Here is a 21,382-nt window from a genome sequence, read left to right on the forward strand (position 1 = left end):
AGTCCGTCCAGGGCTCGTGGGAAATCCCACCCCGTGTTGACTTTCTCCCGGTGGTTGGAACGGCAACCGGGCTACTCCGAACGGGTATTTCGGCAGGTCACTCGGGGGTCAGGGCTTGCGTCGGAGCAGGTAGGTGTCCATGATCCAGCCCTTTCGCTCGCGCGCCTCGGCCCTGGTGGCGACGATCTGCTCACCCACCTCGCCGACGGTGCCCGAAATGAGCAGTTCGTCCGGAGTTCCCACGTACGCACCCCAGTAGACCTGCACGTCGTCCCCGACACCGGTGAACGAGTTGTGCGCGTCGAGCATGACGACCACGTCGTCGACGTCCTCGGGGAAGCCCTCGGCCAGGCGGCGCCCGGTGGTGATCTGCACGGGCCGCCCGACCCGGTTGAGGCTCGTCCGGTGCTTCGCGACCAGCGCCTGCACGCTGGTGATGCCGGGGACGACCTCGTAGTCGAACTCCACCGCGCCGCGCGCCAGGATGTCCTCGATGATCGCCAGGGTGCTGTCGTAGAGGGCGGGGTCGCCCCACACCAGGAACGCGCCGGTCTGCCCGTCCGCCAGCTCCGCGCGGATCAGCTCCTCGCACACGTCCGCGCGGCGGCGGCGCCAGTCGTGCACGGCCTCGGCGTACGCGGGGGCCGTCCGGTCCCGTTCGGGGTCGCGCGCCTCCACGACCCGGTAGGGCCGGTCGACGTGCCGGTCCAGGATCTCCTGCCGCACGTCCACCAGGTCCTGCTTGACCTCGCCCTTGTCGAGGACGAAGAACACGTCGACCCGGTTGAGCGCTTTGACCGCCTGGATCGTGACGTAGTCCGGGTCGCCCGCGCCGATGCCGATGAGGAGGATCTGCTTCACGGCCCGGAGTCTGCCGGCTCCGGACCCCTCGGCTACTCGTGCTCGCGCATGGCGCCGCGCACACACCCGGCGGCGGCGACCAGCAGCAGGGCGGCCAGCACGGCGGGCCAGACCATCGCCGACGTGACCGCGATGGCGATGTTCGTCAGCCCCGTGATCGCGAACAGGACCGCGGGCACCAACCACGCCCGGTCGTAACCCTGCGTGACCCGGTATCTCACCGATTGGCTGATCATGGCGCACCTCCAAGCCCTGTGACGCCTGTATCGGCGGCACCCCGAGCTGGGTTACCCACTTACGGGTGGATCTACTCCTGATTCCGGCGAGCGGTAGTTCTGGTGAGACGGGCGGTCACGTGCGGTCGCATCCGGGGGCATGGAAGGCCGCTGCCAGCGGAATCGTGACTATGGTGGCCATCACAGCGAGCGGGGTCCATCCATTAAGGACGGCGGCGACCGTTATGACGTCCGACACGTCCTGTGACCCTCGGTGCGAGGAGGCGGTTTTCCACAGCGTGGTAAACGAAGACGAGCACGGCCGCCGCGATGCTTACGGGGAGTGACATCGGGGGTTCGTTTCTGTCGCGTCTACGGCAGGATTGGCCGCACAGAAAACCTACAGCGACCTCACAGGGTCCTGCCGGGTTCGACCGCGAGAGTCGGTGCCATGAGCGGACACACACCAGACCACGACCGGGGCCTCGCCTTCGACCTGGCGACGCTCAACCGCCGCCGCGTGCTCGCCCTCTTCGGCGGCGCGGGCCTGGCCACCCTCGTCGGCTGCGCGAGCGGGTCCACGGGCCAGGCCACGTCCTTGGCAGCGGGCGCCACGACCACCACGACCACCACGACCACCACGTCGGCCGCCGCGTGCGCCACCGAGATCCCGGAGGAGACGGCCGGTCCGTACCCCGGCGACGGGTCGAACGGGCCGAACGTCCTGACCGAGAGCGGCATCGTTCGCGGCGACATCCGGTCCAGCTTCGGCAGCTCGTCCGGGACCGCGCAGGGCGTGCCGCTGACCGTCACCCTGACCGTGCAGAAGGACTGCGCGGCGTACGCGGGCGCCGCCGTCTACCTGTGGCACTGCGACCGCGACGGCAACTACTCGATGTACTCCCGCGGCGTCACGGACCAGAACTACCTGCGCGGCGTCCAGGAGGCCGACGGGTCGGGCAAGGTCACGTTCACCAGCATCTTCCCGGCCGCCTACGACGGCCGCTGGCCGCACATCCACTTCGAGGTCTACCCCGACCTGGCCGAGGCGACCACCGCGGGCGAGCCGGTGAAGACCACGCAGCTCGCGTTCCCCAAGGACGTGTGCGAGACCGTCTACGCCACCGACGGGTACGGCGCGAGCGTCCGGAACCTGGCGTCCACCTCGCTGGAGTCGGACATGGTGTTCCGCGACGGCCACGACACCCAGCTCGCGACCGTGACCGGCGACGTCGCGACCGGCTACACCGCGACCCTGGTCGTCGGGGTGTAGACAGCGGGTCGACAGCGGCTTCACAGGGTCGTGTCAGGTGCGGGCGCGAGACTCGGACCCCATGAGCGGTCACACCACCGAGCACGACCTGGGTCTCGCGCACGACTTGGCGACGCTGAACCGGCGCCGCGCGCTCGCACTGCTGGGCGGGCTCGCCGTCGCCGCGTGCACGCCGTCGGCTCCGGGTTCGTCGGGCTCGTCCACGCCGGGTTCGTCGGGCTCGGGGTTGAAGCCCATCCCGGACGAGACCGCGGGCCCGTTCCCCGGTGACGGCTCGAACGGCCCGAACGTCCTGACCGAGAGCGGCATCGTGCGCTCCGACGTGCGGTCCAGCTTCGGCGGGGCGACCGGGACCGCGCGCGGCGTGCCGCTGACGATCACGCTCACCGTGCGGGACACGGCGAAGGGCGGCGCCCCGTACGCCGGGGCGGCGGTGTACATCTGGCAGTGCGACGGCGACGGCAACTACTCGATGTACTCCGACGGCGTCGCGGACCAGAACTACCTGCGCGGCGTCCAGGAGACCGACGGGTCCGGCAAGGTGACGTTCACCAGCGTCTACCCCGGCGCGTACCCGTCGCGGTGGCCGCACGTGCACTTCGAGGTGTACCCCGACCTGGTCGAGGCCACCAAGGCGGGCGACCCGGTCGCCACCTCGCAGCTCGCGTTCCCGAAGGACGTGTGCGACGTCGTGTACGCCGCCGCGGGCTACGAGCGGAGCGCGGTGAACCTGGCGAAGGTGTCGCTGGACTCCGACCTCGTGTTCCGCGACGGCCACGACGCGCAGCTCGCCGTGCTCACCGGTGACGTCGCGTCCGGTTACGCGGCGACGCTGGAGGTGCCGGTCTAGCCCCAGAACGCGGCGACCTCGGCGGCCGCGGCGAGCCCCTGGAGCCTGCCCGCGCGGGCGACGGGCTCCCTGGTCGTCGGGTCGAGCGGGTTGGGGCCGATCGCGGCCAGGCTCGTCTCGTCGATGCCGACCACCAGCACCTCCGACCCGCCCGCGCGCAACGCCTCCACCTGCGGGCCGAGACCGCTCAGCTCCTCCACCGCCATCGCCTGGAGGACCAGCACGAGGTCGTGGCCCGCGGCGAGGTCGGCGTTCTCCGCGCTGCGGATGCCTCCGTCGACGTACCGGGCGTCGCCGATGGTGACCGGCGGCCAGATCACCGGCACCGCGCAACTCGCGGCCACCGCGTCCACCAGCCCGACCCCGCTGTCGGCGTCGAACACCCGCTCCAGCCCGGTCGCCGCGTCCACCGCCACCAGCCGCAACGGCGTCGCGGGCCACACGTCGACCGGCACCCGCGCGGCGATGACCTCACGCCGCCGCTCCTCCGGCACGGTGGGGGCTTCGAGCGCGGACCGCCCGATCCGCCGCCGCGTCCCCACCGGATCGCCGTCGACGTCGAGCCCGAACAGCTCGGTCAACCGGTCCAGGTCGAAGTCCGCCGCCAGCTCGGGCGTCTGGGAGGCCGGATCGGTCTGCCTGCGCAACAACTCCGCCAACCCGACCCCGCTGGTGACCTGCGCTGCCACCGTCGCCCCCGCCGACGTGCCGACGACCAGGTCCGGCCGCGTCACGTCCACACCGCCTTCGGCCAACCCGGCGAGCAAGCCGATCTCCCAGGCGATCCCCGCCACCCCACCACCGCCGAGCACCAGTGCGCGTGTCATGCCTCCACCAGTACCACGTGCTTTGATCACCGCGTGGCCCATCCCGGAGAACCCCACCACGACGACCTCGCGGGCAGGCTGAACTGGCTGCGGGCGGGCGTGCTCGGCGCCAACGACGGCATCGTGTCGACGGCCGGTCTGGTGGTCGGCGTCGCGGGCGCGACGACCGACCGGACCGCGATCCTCGCCGCGGGCGTGGCGGGACTGGTCGCGGGCTCGCTGTCGATGGCGGGCGGCGAGTACGTGTCGGTCAGCACCCAGCGGGACACCGAGCAGGCCGCGCTCGACAAGGAGCGGCGGGAACTGCGCGACATGCCCGCCGAGGAGGAGCGCGAACTCGCGGGCATCTACCAGGAGCAAGGGCTCTCGGCGGAACTCGCCGCCCAGGTCGCCGCGGAGCTGACCGAGAAGGACGCCTTCCGCGCCCACGCCCAGGCCGAGCTCCAGATCGACCCGGACAACCTGACCAGCCCGTGGCAGGCCGCGTGGGCGTCACTGGTGTCGTTCGCGCTCGGCGCGCTGGTGCCGGTCGTGGCGATCACCGCCCCGCCCACCTCGTGGCGGGTCTGGACGTGCGTGGTGTCGGTGCTGCTCGGCTTGGTGGCGACGGGTCTCGTCAGCGCGCGGCTCGGCGGAGGTGAACCGCGGCGGGCGGTCGCGCGGAACGTCCTGATGGGCGCGACGACGATGGTCGTCACCTACTACATCGGCGTCCTGTTCGGCGTCACGGTCGGCTAGCGGGAGGAAGCACGTGGACGAGGTTCGCAAGGTCGACACCGGAACGAGGACGGTCACCCGCCAGGTGGTGGTGAACGCCCCGGCGGAGACGCTGTTCGCGATGCTCGCCGACCCCCGCAGGCACGGCGAGGTCGACGGCTCCGGCACCGTGCTCAGCGGCGTCCGCGGCCCGGTCCGCCTCAGCGACGGCGCGGAGTTCTCCACGGCGATGAAGATGTACGGCTTCCCCTACCGCATCACCAGCCGCGTGACGGCCTTCGAGGACGGCAGGCTGATCGAGTGGCGCCACCCGATGGGCCACCACTGGCGGTGGACGTTCGACGAGCACGACGGCCGCACCACCGTGACGGAGACGTTCGACTACAACGGCTCGCGCTCGCCGAAGGTGCTCGAACTGCTGAAGATGCCCGCGCTGAACGCGAAGGGCATCCGGTCCACGCTGGCCGGGCTGCGGGACCGGTTCGCGTAACGGCTCGGTGGGAGGCCGCCGGTCGGCCTCCCACCCGGTCAGCCGTCGAAACGACCGGCCTTCACCGCTGTCAGGAACCGCTCGGCGGTGCGCCGGTCGAACTCCAGCGGGACGCCTGCCGGGTCCTTCGAGTCGCGCACCGCTCGGCCGTGGAGGGCCAGCTCGACGCACTGTCCTCCGTTGCCGCCAGAGCGGCTGCTCTTGCGCCAGACAGCGCGGGTGAGGTCGAGCGTCATGCCTGTGTCCCTTCAGGTTGTTCCCACAGTGTGCGTCTGAGGGTATCCAGCAGCGCACGTGAGTCGTCCGGTCCGAGCGCGGTACGGGTGGTCTCCTGGAAGACCTGCACGTAGTAGTCGAGGTCGCTGGGCTTTTCCAGGTAGGAGGCGGTTCTCAGGTTCTCCACGTAGACGACGTCCATGGTTGGCGTGTCCTCGAACCGCAACACGGTGAAGCCCGCACCGAGTGCACTGTGCGAGCCGGCTGAGAAGGGGACGACCTGGAGCGTCACACTCGGCAGTTCGGCCACCTCCGACAGATGCGCCAGTTGCTCCGCCATCACTGATGGTCCGCCGATCGCGCGGTGGAGGACAGCCTCGTCGAGGACGACTCGCAGGGTCAGAGGACGTGCTGCCTTGAGCCGCTCCTGTCGGGCGATGCGAAGTGCCACGAAACGTTGTAGGACCTCTTCGCTCGCATCCGGGGTCGCGTCGAGGTGCACCGCCCGGATGTACGCGGGGGTCTGGAACAGGCCGAACACCCAGCCGGGTTCGTGCACGCGCAGTTCCTCGGCGTAGGCCTCCAGTTCGAAGTAGTCCCGTGCGAAGTCGGGCACGGTGTCGGAGTGGTCCACCAGGAGTCCGCGGTCGTCGGACTCGGCGGCCATCCTGAGCAACTGGTCGACCTCGGGTGAGTTCACGCCGTAGCACTGGGCCAGCAGGCGGACGTGCTTCACCTCGATGGGCTGGGCGGCGTTCTCGATCTTCGAGATGGTCGACTGGGACAGTCCGGTCCACGACGCGGTCTCCACCTGCGACTTCGGTACCGCCTTGCGCAGCTCGGTCAGTCGGATCGCGAGCTTGCGGCGGCGGATCGGGGCGGGTTGGGCTGTCATCACGCTCCCATGATCGACGAACTCCGCGTGTCCGGGCTTCACCCTGGTAGGGCGCGCGTTTCACCCGTCTGGAATACCTCGCCAAGAATATCAGTGTGAGATATTCGACTAGTACGTTCGGAGTAGGAGGTAGCGAGGTGAGCCGCTTCGACGGTGTCCACGAGTTGGACGACGTTCGCGAGTGCCTGAGCAGGTTGTCGTTCGCGTTCACCGACCTGCTCGGTCATCAGCCCGACCAGGTGCTGGCCGTCCAACGGCTGGGCGAGCTGGCCGGGATAGCGCACGAGATCGGTGTCCTGTGCGAGCGGCGTGCGGCGAGGCTGACCGTCACGCCGGGGGAGGTGTGCCGGTGATGGGCGTTCGACCGTTCCGCTGGTTCCCGGCCGCGGGCGGCAGGCACGCGATCCCGGACGAGTTGGCCATGACCGACGAGGGCGCGACGCTGTGCGGCATCGAGATCACCGTTCCGCGCGGCCGGGGGACGAAGAGCGAGTGGTGTTGGCCGACGTGCGCCACCTGTGACTCGCGGTGGCGGGAGCGGGAGCGGCTCAGCCCGCCTCGGTGATCTTCCAGCGCGGGCCGTCGGTCCAGTTCGCCTCCAGCTTCGACTTCTCCGCCGAGCTCTGGAACTCCACGACCAGCGACGTCCCCGCGGGCTGCTGCACGGACACCGCGAACCCCTGCCGAGGCGTCGCCGAGATCGTCTGGACCGAGTCCGAGCCGAAGCGGACCGCGACCTCGCCGCCGTCGAGCTGGAAGCTGCGGATGTAGACCTGCTTGCCGTTCTCCTCGGTCCAACTGCCCTCCGTGGACGCCAGTCGGGCGGGCGGGGACGCCGACGTGGACGTGGACGTCGGCACGGAGGACGACGTGGACGGGGGAGTGGAGGACGAGGGTGGGGCGCTGGTCCTGGAGGTCGTGGTCGTGGTGGTGACGGTGGGGGTCGCGCTGCTCGCCACGAGGGTCTGGCCGGTGACGACCTGCGGTCTCTGCTGCACGCCCGCGTCGAGCACGGAGCGGACGCCGAGCCAGGACAGCGCCACGGCCACGGCCGTCGACGCCAGCCAAGCCGCGATGTACCGGATGCCATGTGCCACGGGTGGCATCCTGCCAGTACCTTCCTCCCATGCCTTCGGTGCTGCTCGTGGAGGACGATCCGGTGGTGCGGTCGGCCGTGACCAGGGCCCTCACCGCGCTCGGCAACGCGGTGACCCCGGTGGGGACCGCGCTGGACGCGTTGCGGGAGATCACGTCGGGGACGTTCGACGTGGTCGTGCTGGACCTCGGTCTGCCGGACATGGACGGCAGCGACGCGCTGCGCATGATGCGCGGCGTGTGCGACGTGCCGGTGATCGTGGCGACCGCGCGCGACGACGAGACGGAGATCGTGCGCCTGCTCAACGCGGGCGCCGACGACTACCTGGTGAAGCCGTTCTCCAGCGACCACCTCGCGGCGCGGCTCGCGGCCGTGCTGCGCCGAGCCAGACGCGACGACGCGCACGAGCCGTTGCGCGTCGGTGAGCTGGTGGTGGACCTGGAACGGCGCGAGGCGTCGCTGGGGTCGCGGACGCTCGCGCTGACGCGCAAGGAGTTCGACCTGCTCGCGTACCTGGCCGCCCGCGAGGGCAAGGTCGTGCCGCGCGCCGAGCTGCTGTCGAACCTGTGGAACATGCCGGGCAACCAGGACGACCAGACGCTGGACGTCCACCTGTCGTGGCTGCGGCGCAAGCTCGGTGAACGCGCCGCGGCGCCCCGCTACCTGCACACCGTGCGCGGTGTCGGCTTCAAGCTGACGGCGGCTGGGTGAGGCGCTCGCTCGCGCTCGTCGCCCTCGCGGTCACGTCCATGATCGCGTTGGCGTTCCTGATCCCACTGGCGATGGTGGTGGCACAGCTCGCCGAGGACCGCGCACTCGCCGAAGCCGAACGCCAAGCCGTGGCGCTCACACCCGTGCTCGTCATCACCAACGAGCCCAAGGCCATCGAGCAGGCCCTCGCCAGCACGCAGTACGGCGGCGCGGGCCGGATCGCGGTCCACCTGCCGAGCGGGCAGGTGCTCGGGTTCGTGAAGTCGACGCCCGAACAGCTCGCCACCGCCAAGGAGGAGGGCAAGTCGTTCACCGCGTCGGTGTCCGACGGCCGCGTCTACCTCCAGCCCGTGGTGCTCGACCGGGGCCGGGTGGCCGTCGTGGAGGCGTTCATCCCCGAGGCCGACCTGTCCAGGGGCGTCGAGTCCGCGTGGCTGGCGCTGTCCGGTGTCGCGATCGTGCTGGTGCTCGGGTCGGTGCTGGTGGCGGACCGGCTGGGCGCGCGGGTCGTGAGCGCGGCGTCCGCGCTGGCCGACGGCGCCCGCAAGATGGAGCAGGGCGACCTGAGCGCGCGCGTGGAGCCCACGGGTCCGCCGGAACTGGTCGAGGCGGGCGGCGCGTTCAACCGGATGGCGGCGCGGATCGGTCAGCTCGTCGCCTCCGAGCGGGAGGTGCTCGCGGACCTGTCCCACCGGCTCCGCACACCGCTGACGGCATTGCGGCTCGATTCCGAAACCCTCGGGACGGACAGCAGCGCGAATCGCGTTCGGCAGGCCGTGCACGCGCTGGAGCGCGAGGTCAACGAACTGATCCGCGCGGCCCGCCGGGAACTGGCGGACCCGGACAGCAATCGCTGTGACGCTGCTCTCGTCGTGCAGGACCGGCTGGTGTTCTGGTCCGCGCTCGCCGACGACCAGCAGCGCCTGTGGAACCTCCGCGGCACCGAGAAGCGGGCCATGGTCGGCCTCGCCAGGTCCGACCTGGCCGCCGCGATGGACGCCGTGATCGGCAACATCTTCCGGCACACCCCTGAGGGCACGAACTTCGTCGTCGCCCTGTTCCACCAGGCAGAACGCGTCGTGATCGTGATCGAGGACGCCGGTCCCGGCATCCCGGACACGGCGGCGGCGATGCGGCGGGGCGTGAGCGGCGCGGGGTCGACGGGGCTGGGCATGGACATCGTCCGGCGGGCGGCCGAGGCCACCGGCGGGTCGCTGCGGATCGACCGGGGACCGCTGGGCGGCACGCGGGTGCAGTTGCGCCTGACCAGGCTGCCCGACTGATCACGGGAATTCTTGAATTATCCTGAAGGCAACATTAAATGTACCATAAATAATTGTTCCTTGACATTGTTTTGAATGCGGCTAGTGTTTTGCGAGGTCTTTGTTTCCGCCTAAGCCGCAGAAGAGGAACCTCACCGTGCCACGCACAACGACCGTCATCCGCTCGCTCCTGCTGGCCGTCAGCACCGTCGTGCTGGTCGCCGGATGCGAGGGCGGTGGCACCGTCGGTGCGGGCGGTGGGGCGGGCGGCGGCGGCTTCGTGACCCAGTTGCCGAGCCCGGTCGAGACGGCGCCCTCCACGGAGGGGCTGGTCGGGTCGAACTCCGCTTCGGCGTCCGCGACCAGCAGTTCGGCGCCGAGCAGCAGCGCCGAGTCGTCCGCGCCGACGACGACCACCACGACGGCGACCACGACCAGCGAGACCTCCACGGTCGCCGCGCCTCCGCCCACCACGGAGAAGCCCGCCGACCCGCCCGCGGAGCAGACCCCGCCGCCGAGCGGGGCCAGCGCCCAGGAGACGAAGGTCCTGGAGATCACCAACCAGGAACGCGCCACCGCGGGCTGCGCGCCCCTCAAGGCCGACGACCGCCTCACCACGGCCGCGCGCGGGCACAGCGTGGACATGGCCACGCAGAACTACTTCGACCACGTGTCCAAGGACGGCCGCACGTTCGTCGACCGCATCAAGGCCACGGGCTTCCCCAGCCCCGGCGCGGAGAACATCGCCGCGGGCCAGCAGACGCCCGAAGCGGTCATGAAGAGCTGGATGGAGTCCGCGGGCCACCGCGCGAACATCCTCAACTGCGACCTCAAGTTCCTCGGCGTCGGAGTCGGCAAGGGCGGCAAGTTCGGCATCTACTGGACCCAGAACTTCGGCCGGTAGTTCGTTCAGAAGGTTCAACCCAATACTCAGGCACCCCGAGCCCCCGGAGGCGCAGCCTTCGGAAGCTTTTGCCCTTCTGGAGGCACAGCCTCCAGAAGGTTCAACCCAAAATCTCAGGCACCCCGAGCCCTGCACTCGGGGTGCCTGTCTTCTTCCCGCCGTCAGTCCCCTGGTGAGTGCAACTCGTCCAGCACCAGCACGGTGTGGCTGGACGTCACGTCCGGCATCGTCTGCAACCGGTTCAGCACCAGGTCCCGCAGGCTGTGCGCGTCCGGCGCCCTGACCAGCAGCACCAGGTCGTAGTCGCCCGACACCAGCGCGCCGTGCCACACCTCGGGGATCTCCAGGATCCGCCGCCGCACCGCCTTCCACGAGTGCTGGCTGATCTTCAGGTACACGTACGCCGAGATCCCGAACCCGTACCGCTCCGGGTCGACGTCGGCGCTGTACCCGGTGATCACCTTGTCCCGGTGCAGCCGGTCCACGCGCGAGTACGCGCTCGCCCGCGAGATGTGCAGCCGTTCGGCCAGCGCCCGCATCGACAGCCGACCGTCGCCGCGCAGTTCCTCCACGATGCGGCGATCGGTGTCGTCCAGGGGGTCCAGACGTCCAGTCGACGCGGTGTTCACACGGGGCTTCGTGGGCATTTGGCCACGGTAACCGCTGTTCAGGGCCGTTCGTCCAGGGAAAGGCCGCAGATCTAGAACATTGGCAGTGACCCGGTTCACCATGAGCCTCACCCTGGGCCCGAGGAGGACACATGGCACGCACCAGCCTGCCCGCGCGGGAGCGGTCGCTGCTCCCGACGGACGCGCCGTTGTCCCTGCTGACGAAGACCGGTGAGCCGGTCGTCGACCCCGAGCTGGTGATGCCGGACGACGACGTGCTGCTGGAGCTGCACCGCCGCATGGTGGTCGGCCGCCGGTTCGACACCCAGGCCACCGCGCTGACCCGCCAGGGCAGGCTCGCGGTGTACCCGTCGAGCCGCGGCCAGGAGGCGTGCGAGGTCGGGTCGGTGCTGGCGCTGCGCGAGCAGGACTGGCTGTTCCCCACCTACCGGGACTCGGTCGCGCTGGTGACCAGGGGAGTGCCCGCCGTGGAGACGTTGACGCTGCTCCAGGGCGGCTGGCACAACGGCTACGACCCGCACGAGCACCGGGTCGCGCCGCAGTGCACGCCGCTCGCCACCAACACGCTGCACGCCGTGGGCCTCGCGCACGCCGCGAAGCTCAAGGGCGAGGACACCGTCGCGCTGGTGCTGGTCGGCGACGGCGCCACCAGCGAGGGCGACACGCACGAGGCGCTGAACTTCGCCGCGGTGTGGCAGGCGCCCGTGGTGTTCCTGGTGCAGAACAACGGCTACGCGATCAGCGTCCCGATGAGCAAGCAGAACGTCGCGCCCTCGCTGGCGCACAAGGGCGTCGGCTATGGCGTGCCGTCCGTGCTGGTCGACGGCAACGACCCGGCGGCCCTGTACGCCGTGGTGCGCGACGCCGTCCGCGTGGCCGCCGAGGGCGGTGGCCCCACGCTGATCGAGGCCATCACCTACCGGGTCGAGGCGCACACCAACGCCGACGACGCGACCCGCTACCGCGACGCCGACGAGGTGGCCGCGTGGCTGGACCGCGACCCCGTCGACCGGATCGAGGCGTACCTGACCGCCCGTGGTCTGCTGGACGACGCCCGCCGCGCGACCGTCGCCGCGGAGGCGGAGGCGTACGCCGCGAGCGTGCGCGAGGTGATGAACGCCGACGTCGAGGTCGACCCGGCCGAGCTGTTCGAGCACGTCTACGCCGAGCCGACGCGGCAGTTGCGGGAGCAGGCCGCGCTGCTCGCGGAGGAGCTGGCATGAGCACGCTGTCCATGTCCGGAGCGCTGAACATGGCGCTCGCCGACGCGCTCGAGGCCGACGAGCGGGTGCTCGTCTTCGGCGAGGACGTCGGCCCGCTCGGCGGGGTCTTCCGGATCACCGACGGGCTGGCCGCGCGGTTCGGCGACCGGCGGGTGTTCGACACGCCATTGGCCGAGTCCGGCATCGTCGGCACCGCGATCGGCATGGCCATGAACGGGATGCGCCCGGTCGTGGAGATGCAGTTCGACGCGTTCGCGTACCCGGCGTTCGAGCAGATCACCAGCCACCTCGCCAAGATGCGCAACCGCACCCGCGGCAAGGTGGAGGTGCCGGTCGTCATCCGCATCCCCTACGGCGGCGGCATCGGGGGCGTGGAGCACCACTGCGACTCCTCCGAGGCCTACTACACGCACACGTCCGGGCTCCGCGTCGTCACGCCCGGCACCCCGCAGGACGGCTACGACCTGCTGCGCGACGCGATCGACTCGCCGGACCCGGTGATCTTCCTCGAACCCAAGCGCCGCTACTGGTCCAAGGGCGAGGTCGTGGCGGACCAGCGGCGGACCGGGTTCGACCGAGCGCTGATCCGCAGGCCGGGCGAGGACGTCACGCTCATCGCGTACGGCCCGATGGTCGCGACCGCGCTGGAGACCGCCGAGGCCGCGAAGGAGGAGGGCTGGGACGTCGAGGTCGTCGACCTCCGCAGCCTGTCGCCGTTCGACGACGAGACGGTGTGCGGATCGGTGCGCCGCACCGGACGCGCGGTCGTCGTGCACGAGGCGGCCGGGTTCGGCGGGTACGGCGCGGAGGTGGTCGCGCGGGTCACCGAACGCTGCTTCCACCACCTGCACGCCCCGGTGCTGCGGGTGACGGGCTTCGACATCCCGTACCCGCCACCGAAGCTGGAGGAGCACTTCCTCCCCGGCGTGGACCGGATCCTGGACACCATCGGCCGCTTGCAGTGGGACGACGAGGTGCGCGGTGCCTGACTTCCTGCTGCCCGACCTCGGCGAGGGGCTGACCGAGGGCGAGATCGTCACGTGGCTGGTGTCGGTGGGGGACGAGGTGTCCGTCGACCAGCCCGTCGTGGAGGTCGAGACCGCCAAGGCCGTCGTCGAGGTGCCGTGCCCGTACGCGGGTGTCGTGACCGCCACGCACGGCCGGGCCGGTGAGTCCCTCGCCGTCGGCTCGGTGCTGCTGACCGTTGGCGCGGAAGGGTTCCAGGAGCCCGGTGTCGTCGTGCCCGAGCAGGGCAGCGGCAACGTCCTCATCGGCTACGGCACGTCCGAGGCCCCGCGCCGCAAGCGCAGGCGTGCCCGTGCCGCCGCACCAGCCGCACCCGCAGCGACCACGGCGGTCGCCACCCCGAAGCCGGGCGTGATCTCGCCGCTGGTCCGGAAGTTGGCGCGGGACAACGGGATCGACGTCGGCGCGCTCACGGGGTCCGGGCCGGGCGGCGTCGTCCGCCGCCACGACGTGGAGCGGGAACTGGCCCGCCGGGTCGTGCCGGAGAAGACGACCGGTGGCAGGCGGATCCCGTTGAAGGGCCTGCGGAAGACGGTGGCGGACAAGCTGTCCGCGTCCCGCCGCGAGATCCCCGAGGCGACGGTGTGGGTCGACGTCGACGCCACCGACTTCCTCGCCGCCCGCGCCGCCCTCAAGGACGTCGGGCTGCTCGCCCTGCTGGCCCGGTTCACGGTGCTGGGCCTGAAGAAGTTCCCCGAGCTGAACTCCCGCGTCGAGGGTGACGAGATCGTGGTGCTCGACCACGTCAACCTCGGCTTCGCCGCGCAGACCGACCGCGGACTGGTCGTCCCCGTGGTGAAGGACGCCCAGGACCTGACCGCGAGCGAGCTGTCGGCGGCGCTTGCCGACCGCACGGCCGCCGCCCGCGCGGGCAGGCTGTCGCCCGCCGACCTGACCGGCGGCACCTTCACGGTCAACAACTACGGCGTGTTCGGCGTGGACGGCTCGGCCGCGATCATCAACCACCCCGAGGCCGCGATCCTCGGCATGGGCCGGATCATCGACCGGCCCTGGGTCGTCGACGGGCAGTTGGCGGTGCGCAAGGTGTGCGAGCTGACGCTGGCCTTCGACCACCGGGTGTGCGACGGCGGTGTGGCGGGCGGGTTCCTGCGGTACGTCGCGGACTGCGTCGAGTCGCCGGTGTCCGCGCTGAGCGACCTCTAGGCGCGCAACGCCAGCACCAGGCAGAAGAACCCGGCGGTCGACGCGACCGCGCGGGTGGTGTTCCACCGCACCCAGGTGGCCTCGAAGGCTTCGCGCACCGAGGCCAGGTCGGGGGCGGTGGCGGGGTCGCCGACGGCGTCGAGCGCGTTGTTCAGCGGGACGTTGACCGCGCCGGTGATCACGATCGTCGCCACGTAGAGCACCGCGCCCGCGACGACCCAGCCGAACCCGGCGCGGCCGAGGTGCAGCACCGCGGCCAGCACGCCGAGCACCGCGGCGCCGAGGAACGCGAGGAGGAACCAGCCGTTGACGATGGCGACGTTGATCCGCTGCATGGTGCTGACGAACGCCTGGTCGTCGGCGCCCCTGAGCGAGGGCATCACCGAGCAGGCGTAGGCGAAGTAGAGACCCGCGACGAGGCCGGTGGCCAGCGTGGCCGCGATGAGTGCGATGGCGCGCAACGTGTCCATGCCGTGCAGTCAAGTGGACCCGGTGCCGCCCGGACCATCGTTCAGGCGCTCCCGCACGTGCGCCTCCGTCTAGGCTTGAGCCGTGGACGCACTGGTGGGGTTGCTGGACGGGCCGAGGGCTCGCAACGCGTTCCTGCTCCGGACCGTGCTGGACCCGCCGTGGTCCATCCGCATCCAGGACGAGGCGCCGCTGACCGTCGTCTCGCTGGTGCGCGGGCACGCGTGGATCGTGCACGACGACGATCCGCCGCTGCTGCTGACCGCCGGTGATGTCGCCGTGATCCTCGGTCCGGAGCCGTACACCGTCGCGGACCACCCGGACACCGCGCCGCAGGCGGTCATCCACCCCGGCCAGCGCTGCGAGACGCCCGACGGCCGCAGCCTGGCCGCGAGCATGGGGCTCGGCGTCCGCACGTGGGGCACGAACCTCGACGGCCGCATGATGATGCTGACCGGCGCGTACCCGATGCGCGGCGAGATCAGCCGACGGCTGCTCGACGCGCTGCCGAAGCTGCTGGTGCTGCGCGAGGACGAGTGGGACTGCCCGGTCGTCCCGCTGCTGACGGCCGAGATCGTCAAGGACGAGCCAGGCCAGGAGGTCGTCCTCGACCGGCTGCTGGACCTGCTGCTGATCGCGGTGCTGCGCGCGTGGTTCGCCCGTGCCGACGCGCCCGCGTGGTACAGCGCGTTCGCCGATCCCGTGGTGGGGCAGGCGGTCCGGCTGTTGCAGCAGAACCCGGCGCACCCGTGGACGGTGGCGTCGCTGGCCGCCAAGATCGGCGTCTCGCGGGCGGCGCTGGCCCGCCGGTTCACCGACCTCGTCGGCGAGCCGCCGATGGCGTTCCTGACCGGCTGGCGGCTCGCGCTGGCGGCGGACCTGCTGCGCGAGACGGACGCCACGGTCGGCGCGGTCGCCAGGCAGGTCGGCTACGGCAGTTCGTTCGCGTTGAGCACGGCGTTCAAGCGCGAACGGGGTGTCAGCCCGCAGGAGTTCCGGGCGACCTGACCCTCGGCGGTCATCGTGGGCAATTCGGCCGATCGAGTGAAGTCGATTTGTCCGTCTTGGTTCGCCTGCTGCTTTTTATATCACCGGCTATGGCTGCTACCTGCGGTGATGTGCCCGCTCGGTCCTTTCGAGATGGCCGGGATCGGTCCTCTCCTGCTGTTATAAAAGTTTCGGTCGACCGAGCGAAAGCGGAATTCCGGATTCCGCGGCCAACCGAACGACTGATCTAGGAGGTTCCCTCGTGACGCTGGTGCGTTTCGTGAAGAGGATCATGCCGAAGCGGAGCCTGAAGGCTTACGCCTGGTACGGCTGGATCTGATCGACGAGGCCGTGCCCGGCGGGGCGCCGCTCGCCGGGCACGGCCCCCACCCCCTGGAGCCCGCCGTGCCCACCACCCGCGTCACCGCGTTCGCGCCCCGCATCGACGACCTCCTCCAGCGGTACCGGGGCCGCTCCGTCTTCCGCCTGGAACGGGACACGATCGGTGTCGCGGGCGCGGACGTGATGGAGGAGCTGCTCCGCAGCCGCCCGGCGGGGCCCGAGGAGCGGCCGACGTTCAAACCGGTGCGGGGACGCGTCGTCAGCCGCGCGGACAGCACCGCGTCCATGCGGGCCGTGTCCGCCGACGTCCGGGTGGCGCTGAAGAAGCCGCTCGGCCCGGTGGACCTGACGGGGACGTGGCCGAACGTCGCCCACGTCCACCTGCGCGACCTGGTGTTCGGGCGCGAGGACGCGCGCTTCCGCGTGCTGGTCGACCGCAGGCTCGAACTGACGCCCAAGCTGACGTGGTCGGCGGTGGCGGCGGGCGCGGCGCTGTTCGGCGGGGCGGGGGAGGGGGTGCCGCTGTCGAACCTGGCCTCGCTCGTGCGGGAGGCCGAGTCGTACGCGGACCGGCGCTACGCCCTGTACCTGTACCGGCGGGTCGCGGCCCCGGTGTGCTTCACCGTGGCCGCCCTCGTCACGAACGCGCTGTGGCTCGGGGCCCCGTTCGCCGAGGGCGTGCCCAACCGGCACGTCCTGCACGAGGCGCTGCGCCTGCTGCCACCGTCGTGGAACATCCTGCGGCGGGCGTCACCGGGGTTCCCCGCCGTCGACCGCCGCATCGGCGCCGCCGACGACGTCCTGCTGCTGCCGCTGCTCAGCCACCGCGACCCCGCGCTGTGGGACGACCCCGACGACTTCCGGCCTGAGCGGTGGGACGCGCTCGACCCCGACACCCACCTCGGCTACCTGCCCTTCGGGCACTCCGGCGAGCGCTGCTGGGGACGGCACCTGGTCCTGCCGCTGGCCGAGCGGCTGCTCGACGTCGTCCGGCGGGACGGGCTCGTCGTGAGTCCGGAACAGCGGGTCGGGAGGGTGGAACTCGACGGCCTGCTGGAGGTCTCGCGCGTGCGGGTCGTCCGCGGCTAGGTGCGCCAGGTCGCGTTGTAGCGGGCCTGCTGGTCGTCGTCCGTGCGCCGCGCGCGGGTCTCGCCCGCCGCGCCGTGCGGGTAGCCGTACTTGGTGATCCGGTTCTCGACGCTCTCGGCGGCGTAGGACAGCGAGAAGTAGACGCCGACGATGAGGCCGAGCGCGCCGCACGCCACCGCCAGGCCGATGGGGGAACCCAGCAGCACCACCAGGAGCACGCCGATCACCAGGCTCAGCGGCAGGACCTGGAGCAGCGAGCGGGCGGTGAAGTGCAGCAGCCAGTTCGGCCGGGTGACGTTGTGGAACACCCACTCGCGGTGGCGCTGCGGCAGGCGGCCACCCAGGTAGTACCAGAGGCGGAGAACGAGGTTCGGCTTCACGGCTGCTCCTGGTGTGCGGCGGCGATGACGCGGGTCAGCGAGCTGTGCAGGGTGCGCAGCTCGTCGAGGCTCATGCCGAGCTTGCCGACGATCGCTGGCGGGATCTTGAGCGCTTCGTCGCGCAGCGCGCGGCCCGCGGCGGTGAGGGTGACGGCCAGCGCGCGCTCGTCGGCGCGGTCGCGCTCGCGGGTGATGTACCCGGCCGACTCCAGGCGCTTCAGCAGCGGGGAGAGGGTGCCGGGGTCGAGCTTGAGCAGTGAGCAGAGTTCCCTGCCGGACAACGGGTCCCGCTGCCACAGTGCGAGCATCACCAGGTACTGCGGGTGGGTGAGGCCCATGGGTTCCAGCAGCGGCTTGTAGACGGCCACGACGCCGCGGGCGGCGATCGAGAGCGCGAAGCAGACCTGGTTCTCCAGGGCCAGCGGGTCCTCCTCCATGTGGTTAGTGTACCAACGATTGGTGTGCCAACTAATTTTTCGGCTGTGTGGTTCGTCATGGATCGGGTTAGGTGGGGGTCGTGACCCCCGAACACCTCGTCGGCCTGCTGGCCGAACCGGACCGGCTCCGCGTGGTGGCCGCCGTCGTGCTGGGCGCCAGTTCACCGCCGGAGATCGCCCTCGCCTCCGGCCTCGACGTCCGGGTGGTGCTGAAAGCGTTGCGGCGGTTGGAGTCCGGCGGACTGGTGACGACCGGCGCCGCCGGGGTCGTCCTGCACGACGAGCTGTTCAAGGAGGTCGCGAGCGCGGTCGTCGCGGCACCGCCGGAGCACGAGGACCAGGTGCTGCGGGCGTTCGTCCGCGGCGGGCGGCTGGTGCGGTTCCCGGCGGCGGGGGCCAAGCGGTTGACGGTGCTGGAGCACGTGGCGCAGACGTTCGAACCGGGGCGCAGGTACCCGGAGTCCGAGGTGAACGCCGCCCTGCGGGCGTGGTGCGAGGGCGGCGAGGCCGACCACATCTCGCTGCGGCGGTACCTGATCGACGCGGGCCTGCTGAGCAGGGACGCCGGGCTGTACTGGCGGTCCGGCGGGCCGGTCTAGGGGCGGCGGATCCCGTCGAAGGCCATGTGGCACACGGTGTCCGCCAGTTCGGCGTGGTCGGAGCCCCGGCGCGGGCGGTACCACTCGGTCAGCGAGTTGACCATGCCGAAGAGGAGCCTGGCGACCGTCGCCGGGTCGAGCCCCTCCCGGACGTCGCCCTCGGCCTCCGCCTGCTTCACCAGGTCGGTGATGAGGTGGTCGAACTCGCGGCGCCGCGCCAGCGCGGCCCGTTCCACCTTCGTGTTGCCCCGGACGCGCAGCAGCAGTGTGACGAAAGGCAGTCGCTCCACCAGGACGGCGACGCTGCCGCGCAGCACGTGCTCCAGCCGGTCGATCGCCCGGCCCGGCAGGTTGTCCACCTCGGCGACGACGGCGAACAGGCCGTCCAGCGCCCGGTCCACGGCCAGCCGGAGGAGTTCGTCCTTGCTGGGCACGTGGTAGTAGATCGCGGACTTGGTGATGCCCAGCTTGCGCGCCAGGTCCTCCATGCTGGTGCCGTCGTAACCCCGTTCGTTGAACAGCTTCACGGCCACCAGGAGCAGTGACTCCAGGTCGTAGCCCGGACGGCCGCGCTTCGTGGTCATGGCCCGCATTGTCGCCCACCTCTCGTTTCCTGACCGAACGGACGGTGGATAATGGGGGCCCTGGCGAGGAAGGGAAACCCTGATGCCCGAGGTGTACCTGGTCGACGGAGTCCGCACCGCGCAAGGCCGCTACGGGGGTGCGCTGGCCGGTGTCCGGCCGGACGACCTCGCCGGGCTCGTGGTCGCGGAGGTGCTGAGGCGGGCCGGGCTGCCCGGAGGCGCGGTGGACGAGGTGATCCTCGGGGCGGCCAACCAGGCCGGTGAGGACAACCGCAACGTGGCGCGCATGGCCGTGCTGCTCGCGGGCCTGCCCGTCGAGGTGCCCGGCTACACCGTGAACCGGTTGTGCGCGAGCGGGCTGACGGCCGTGGCCACCGCCGCGCAGGCGATCCGGTCCGGCGAGGCCGACGTGGTCGTCGCGGGCGGCGTCGAGTCGATGACCCGCGCGCCCTGGGTGATGGCCAAGCCCGGCACCCCGTGGGCCAAGCCCGGCGAGGTGTCGGACACGTCGCTGGGGTGGCGGTTCACCAACCCGGAGTTCGCGCCGGAGACGAAGCTGACGATGGGGGAGACGGCCGAGGAGGTCGCCGCGCTCGACGGGATCACCCGCGAGGACTCCGACGCGTTCTCCCTGCGCAGCCACGAACGGGCCGTCGCGGCCATCGACGCCGGGCGCTTCGACGCGGAGATCGTGCCGGTCCCGGTCAAGGGCGGGGAGTTCGCCGTCGACGAGGGGCCGCGCCGCGGTGGGTCGCTGGAGAAGCTGGCGTCGTTGAGGACCGTGTTCCGCGACGGCGGGGTCGTGACGGCCGGGTCGTCGTCACCGCTGTCCGACGGCGCCGCGGCCCTCGTGCTGGCCAGCGAGGACGCCGTCCGCGAGCACGGGCTCACGCCGCGGGCCCGCGTGGTGGCCGGGGCGAGCGCGGGCGTGTCGCCGCACGTGATGGGCCTGGGGCCGGTGCCCGCCACCGAGAAGGTGCTGTCGCGGGTCGGCTGGGACGTCGACTCGCTGGACGCCGTGGAGCTGAACGAGGCCTTCGCGGTGCAGAGCCTGGCCGTGGTGCGGCGGCTGAAGCTGGACGAGGCGAAGGTCAACGCCGACGGCGGCGCCATCGCGTTGGGGCACCCGCTCGGCGCTTCCGGCGCGCGGCTGGTGGTGACCCTGCTCGGGAGGCTGGAGCGCGAGGGCGGTGCGCGAGGGCTGGCCACGCTGTGCGTCGGCGTCGGACAGGGCGTGTCCCTGCTGGTGGAACGGGTCTGACCGGACCGAGGCGGCCACCCCGTGGTGGGGTGGCCGCCTCGGTCGGCCGTTCTAGCGGGCGGCTCGGGTGATCAGGTCGGCCACCTCCGCCGGGCGGGAGACCGTCACCGCGTGCGAGGCGCCGCGGAGTTCGACCACGCCGCGGGCGTCGGCGCGCTTCGCCATGAAGCGCTGGGCCTCCAGGGGGATGTTCTTGTCCGCGGTGGGGATGAGGAACCACGACGGGATGGCGCGCCAGGCGGGAGCGCCCGCGGGACCGGTCAGCGCGGCGTCGCGGATCGGGCGCTGGGTGGCGGCCATGAGCGCGGCCTCCTGGCGGGGCACGTCGGCGGCGAACTGCTCGCGGAACAGGTCCTGCCTGATGGTCAGGTCGTTGGTGCCGTCGCCGAGCGGGATCGAGTTCAGCGTCGGGGGCAGGGTGCTGCCGGGGAACTTGCCGGTCAGGTCCAGCGCCGACTCACCGGCTTCCGGGGCGAAAGCGGCGATGTAGGCGAGGGACTTGACGTTCGGGTTGCCCGTCGCCGCTCCCGAGATGACCATGCCGCCGTAGGAGTGCCCGGCCAGCACCACCGGCCCTTCGACGCCGGCGAGCACCGCCTTGACGTAGGCGACGTCCGTGTCCAGCGACCGGAGTTGGTTGGCGACCGCGATCACCGGATAACCCCGGTCGCGCAGGCGGGACACGACGCCGTTCCAGCTCGCCGACTCGGCGAACGCCCCGTGCACGAGGACGACGGTCGGCTTGGGCGCGCCGTGGCGCTCGGCCGCCGCGGTGTCGGCCGCGGCGAACGAGAGCGGCAACGCGGTGGCGACCAGGCCCGCCACCAGGGCCACGGCCGAGATCAGGGTGAACTTGCGCATCGGGTCCTCCGTTGA

At 71.3% G+C, this 21,382-nt stretch carries 29 protein-coding genes; 17 read left to right on the forward strand and 12 right to left on the reverse strand.

The window, feature by feature from the left end:
* Nucleotides 1–108: 108 nt before the first annotated feature.
* A complete protein-coding gene (cobF, locus tag NZH93_RS09905; protein WP_259622684.1) occupies nt 109–861 on the reverse strand; it encodes a precorrin-6A synthase (deacetylating) in 753 nt (250 codons plus the stop codon).
* Nucleotides 862–893: 32 nt separating this feature from the next.
* Nucleotides 894–1,097, reverse strand: coding sequence for a hypothetical protein (locus tag NZH93_RS09910; protein ID WP_259622685.1), 204 nt, complete (start codon nt 1,095–1,097; stop codon nt 894–896).
* Between the two features lie 430 nt (nt 1,098–1,527).
* Here NZH93_RS09910 and NZH93_RS09915 point away from each other — a divergent pair, with 430 nt between their 5' ends.
* Complete coding sequence (locus NZH93_RS09915; RefSeq protein ID WP_259622686.1) at nt 1,528–2,349, forward strand: dioxygenase family protein; 822 nt, start codon at nt 1,528–1,530, stop codon at nt 2,347–2,349.
* Nucleotides 2,350–2,410: 61 nt separating this feature from the next.
* On the forward strand, nt 2,411–3,199 hold the full coding sequence (locus NZH93_RS09920; protein ID WP_259622687.1) for a dioxygenase family protein: 789 nt from the start codon (nt 2,411–2,413) through the stop codon (nt 3,197–3,199).
* Here the strand turns inward: NZH93_RS09920 and NZH93_RS09925 are convergent.
* Nucleotides 3,196–4,026 (reverse strand): patatin-like phospholipase family protein, encoded by an 831-nt coding sequence (locus tag NZH93_RS09925; RefSeq protein WP_259622688.1) that lies wholly within the window; start codon nt 4,024–4,026, stop codon nt 3,196–3,198. The two genes, NZH93_RS09920 and NZH93_RS09925, sit on opposite strands and share 4 nt — an antisense overlap.
* Before the next feature lie 33 nt (nt 4,027–4,059).
* Here NZH93_RS09925 and NZH93_RS09930 point away from each other — a divergent pair, with 33 nt between their 5' ends.
* Together NZH93_RS09930 and NZH93_RS09935 are read left to right on the forward strand one after the other, a co-directional pair.
* Nucleotides 4,060–4,764 (forward strand): VIT1/CCC1 transporter family protein, encoded by a 705-nt coding sequence (locus tag NZH93_RS09930; RefSeq protein ID WP_259622689.1) that lies wholly within the window; start codon nt 4,060–4,062, stop codon nt 4,762–4,764.
* 13 nt (nt 4,765–4,777) lie between these two features.
* Entirely contained in the window at nt 4,778–5,233 is a 456-nt protein-coding gene (locus NZH93_RS09935; RefSeq protein ID WP_259622690.1) for an SRPBCC family protein, read from the forward strand.
* A gap of 38 nt (nt 5,234–5,271) precedes the next feature.
* On the opposite strand, the gene NZH93_RS09940 is transcribed toward NZH93_RS09935, so the two are convergent.
* Nucleotides 5,272–5,469 carry a DUF397 domain-containing protein gene (locus NZH93_RS09940; protein ID WP_259622691.1) on the reverse strand — a complete coding sequence of 66 codons (198 nt, stop codon included), beginning with the start codon at nt 5,467–5,469 and terminating at the stop codon, nt 5,272–5,274.
* Nucleotides 5,466–6,344, reverse strand: a complete 879-nt coding sequence (locus tag NZH93_RS09945) for a helix-turn-helix domain-containing protein (RefSeq protein WP_259622692.1) — start codon at nt 6,342–6,344, stop codon at nt 5,466–5,468. The genes NZH93_RS09940 and NZH93_RS09945 overlap by 4 nt, the downstream gene beginning before the upstream one ends.
* A gap of 137 nt (nt 6,345–6,481) precedes the next feature.
* Between NZH93_RS09945 and NZH93_RS09950 the strand changes: the two genes are divergently transcribed.
* Together NZH93_RS09950 and NZH93_RS09955 are read left to right on the forward strand one after the other, a co-directional pair.
* Nucleotides 6,482–6,697 carry a hypothetical protein gene (locus NZH93_RS09950; protein ID WP_259622693.1) on the forward strand — a complete coding sequence of 72 codons (216 nt, stop codon included), beginning with the start codon at nt 6,482–6,484 and terminating at the stop codon, nt 6,695–6,697.
* Entirely contained in the window at nt 6,697–6,909 is a 213-nt protein-coding gene (locus tag NZH93_RS09955; protein ID WP_259622694.1) for an HC3 family zinc finger protein, read from the forward strand. Before NZH93_RS09950 ends, NZH93_RS09955 begins: the two co-directional genes overlap by 1 nt.
* On the opposite strand, the gene NZH93_RS09960 is transcribed toward NZH93_RS09955, so the two are convergent.
* Entirely contained in the window at nt 6,893–7,441 is a 549-nt protein-coding gene (locus NZH93_RS09960; RefSeq protein ID WP_259622695.1) for a hypothetical protein, read from the reverse strand. The two genes, NZH93_RS09955 and NZH93_RS09960, sit on opposite strands and share 17 nt — an antisense overlap.
* A 29-nt stretch (nt 7,442–7,470) precedes the next feature.
* Here NZH93_RS09960 and NZH93_RS09965 point away from each other — a divergent pair, with 29 nt between their 5' ends.
* The 3 genes from NZH93_RS09965 to NZH93_RS09975 all read left to right on the forward strand — a co-directional run bounded on the left by NZH93_RS09965 (nt 7,471) and on the right by NZH93_RS09975 (nt 10,317).
* Nucleotides 7,471–8,151 (forward strand): response regulator transcription factor, encoded by a 681-nt coding sequence (locus tag NZH93_RS09965; RefSeq protein ID WP_259622696.1) that lies wholly within the window; start codon nt 7,471–7,473, stop codon nt 8,149–8,151.
* On the forward strand, nt 8,148–9,434 hold the full coding sequence (locus tag NZH93_RS09970; RefSeq protein WP_259622697.1) for a HAMP domain-containing sensor histidine kinase: 1,287 nt from the start codon (nt 8,148–8,150) through the stop codon (nt 9,432–9,434). The genes NZH93_RS09965 and NZH93_RS09970 overlap by 4 nt, the downstream gene beginning before the upstream one ends.
* 136 nt (nt 9,435–9,570) lie before the next feature.
* Complete coding sequence (locus NZH93_RS09975; protein WP_259622698.1) at nt 9,571–10,317, forward strand: CAP domain-containing protein; 747 nt, start codon at nt 9,571–9,573, stop codon at nt 10,315–10,317.
* A 161-nt stretch (nt 10,318–10,478) separates the two neighbouring features.
* Here NZH93_RS09975 and NZH93_RS09980 read toward each other — a convergent pair whose 3' ends face one another.
* Nucleotides 10,479–10,964 carry an Lrp/AsnC family transcriptional regulator gene (locus NZH93_RS09980; protein WP_259622699.1) on the reverse strand — a complete coding sequence of 162 codons (486 nt, stop codon included), beginning with the start codon at nt 10,962–10,964 and terminating at the stop codon, nt 10,479–10,481.
* Nucleotides 10,965–11,077: 113 nt separating this feature from the next.
* Between NZH93_RS09980 and pdhA the strand changes: the two genes are divergently transcribed.
* Genes pdhA through NZH93_RS09995 form a run of 3 tightly spaced genes read left to right on the forward strand, consistent with a single transcriptional unit; the run spans nt 11,078 to nt 14,359 of the window.
* A complete protein-coding gene (gene pdhA, locus NZH93_RS09985; RefSeq protein WP_259622700.1) occupies nt 11,078–12,169 on the forward strand; it encodes a pyruvate dehydrogenase (acetyl-transferring) E1 component subunit alpha in 1,092 nt (363 codons plus the stop codon).
* Entirely contained in the window at nt 12,166–13,158 is a 993-nt protein-coding gene (locus NZH93_RS09990) for an alpha-ketoacid dehydrogenase subunit beta (RefSeq protein ID WP_259622701.1), read from the forward strand. Before pdhA ends, NZH93_RS09990 begins: the two co-directional genes overlap by 4 nt.
* Nucleotides 13,151–14,359 carry a dihydrolipoamide acetyltransferase family protein gene (locus tag NZH93_RS09995; RefSeq protein WP_259622702.1) on the forward strand — a complete coding sequence of 403 codons (1,209 nt, stop codon included), beginning with the start codon at nt 13,151–13,153 and terminating at the stop codon, nt 14,357–14,359. The genes NZH93_RS09990 and NZH93_RS09995 overlap by 8 nt, the downstream gene beginning before the upstream one ends.
* Here the strand turns inward: NZH93_RS09995 and NZH93_RS10000 are convergent.
* Nucleotides 14,356–14,829, reverse strand: a complete 474-nt coding sequence (locus NZH93_RS10000) for an anthrone oxygenase family protein (RefSeq protein WP_308214184.1) — start codon at nt 14,827–14,829, stop codon at nt 14,356–14,358. The two genes, NZH93_RS09995 and NZH93_RS10000, sit on opposite strands and share 4 nt — an antisense overlap.
* Before the next feature lie 82 nt (nt 14,830–14,911).
* Between NZH93_RS10000 and NZH93_RS10005 the strand changes: the two genes are divergently transcribed.
* The 3 genes from NZH93_RS10005 (at nt 14,912) to NZH93_RS10010 (ending at nt 17,245) form a co-directional block, all read left to right on the forward strand.
* On the forward strand, nt 14,912–15,835 hold the full coding sequence (locus NZH93_RS10005) for an AraC family transcriptional regulator (RefSeq protein ID WP_259622703.1): 924 nt from the start codon (nt 14,912–14,914) through the stop codon (nt 15,833–15,835).
* A 250-nt stretch (nt 15,836–16,085) separates the two neighbouring features.
* Complete coding sequence (locus NZH93_RS51190; RefSeq protein WP_372506611.1) at nt 16,086–16,154, forward strand: tryptorubin family RiPP precursor; 69 nt, start codon at nt 16,086–16,088, stop codon at nt 16,152–16,154.
* A 65-nt stretch (nt 16,155–16,219) separates the two neighbouring features.
* A complete protein-coding gene (locus NZH93_RS10010) occupies nt 16,220–17,245 on the forward strand; it encodes a cytochrome P450 (RefSeq protein ID WP_259622704.1) in 1,026 nt (341 codons plus the stop codon).
* Here the strand turns inward: NZH93_RS10010 and NZH93_RS10015 are convergent.
* The gene (locus NZH93_RS10015; protein ID WP_259622705.1) at nt 17,242–17,625 is read right to left on the reverse strand and encodes a DUF5313 family protein; all 384 of its coding nucleotides are present in this window, start codon (nt 17,623–17,625) and stop codon (nt 17,242–17,244) included. The two genes, NZH93_RS10010 and NZH93_RS10015, sit on opposite strands and share 4 nt — an antisense overlap.
* Nucleotides 17,622–18,062 carry a MarR family winged helix-turn-helix transcriptional regulator gene (locus NZH93_RS10020; protein WP_259622706.1) on the reverse strand — a complete coding sequence of 147 codons (441 nt, stop codon included), beginning with the start codon at nt 18,060–18,062 and terminating at the stop codon, nt 17,622–17,624. The genes NZH93_RS10015 and NZH93_RS10020 overlap by 4 nt, the downstream gene beginning before the upstream one ends.
* Before the next feature lie 80 nt (nt 18,063–18,142).
* Here NZH93_RS10020 and NZH93_RS10025 point away from each other — a divergent pair, with 80 nt between their 5' ends.
* Nucleotides 18,143–18,661, forward strand: coding sequence for a DUF2087 domain-containing protein (locus NZH93_RS10025; RefSeq protein ID WP_259622707.1), 519 nt, complete (start codon nt 18,143–18,145; stop codon nt 18,659–18,661).
* Here the strand turns inward: NZH93_RS10025 and NZH93_RS10030 are convergent.
* Nucleotides 18,658–19,245 carry a TetR/AcrR family transcriptional regulator gene (locus tag NZH93_RS10030; RefSeq protein WP_259622708.1) on the reverse strand — a complete coding sequence of 196 codons (588 nt, stop codon included), beginning with the start codon at nt 19,243–19,245 and terminating at the stop codon, nt 18,658–18,660. The genes NZH93_RS10025 and NZH93_RS10030 overlap by 4 nt on opposite strands.
* Nucleotides 19,246–19,327: 82 nt before the next feature.
* Between NZH93_RS10030 and NZH93_RS10035 the strand changes: the two genes are divergently transcribed.
* Nucleotides 19,328–20,506, forward strand: coding sequence for a thiolase family protein (locus NZH93_RS10035; protein ID WP_259622709.1), 1,179 nt, complete (start codon nt 19,328–19,330; stop codon nt 20,504–20,506).
* A gap of 51 nt (nt 20,507–20,557) precedes the next feature.
* Here the strand turns inward: NZH93_RS10035 and NZH93_RS10040 are convergent, their stop codons facing one another.
* On the reverse strand, nt 20,558–21,367 hold the full coding sequence (locus NZH93_RS10040; RefSeq protein ID WP_259622710.1) for an alpha/beta fold hydrolase: 810 nt from the start codon (nt 21,365–21,367) through the stop codon (nt 20,558–20,560).
* Nucleotides 21,368–21,382 lie beyond the last annotated feature (15 nt).

Source organism: Umezawaea endophytica (genome assembly GCF_025061645.1).
In the GTDB taxonomy this organism is placed as follows: Bacteria; Actinomycetota; Actinomycetes; order Mycobacteriales; family Pseudonocardiaceae; genus Umezawaea; species Umezawaea endophytica.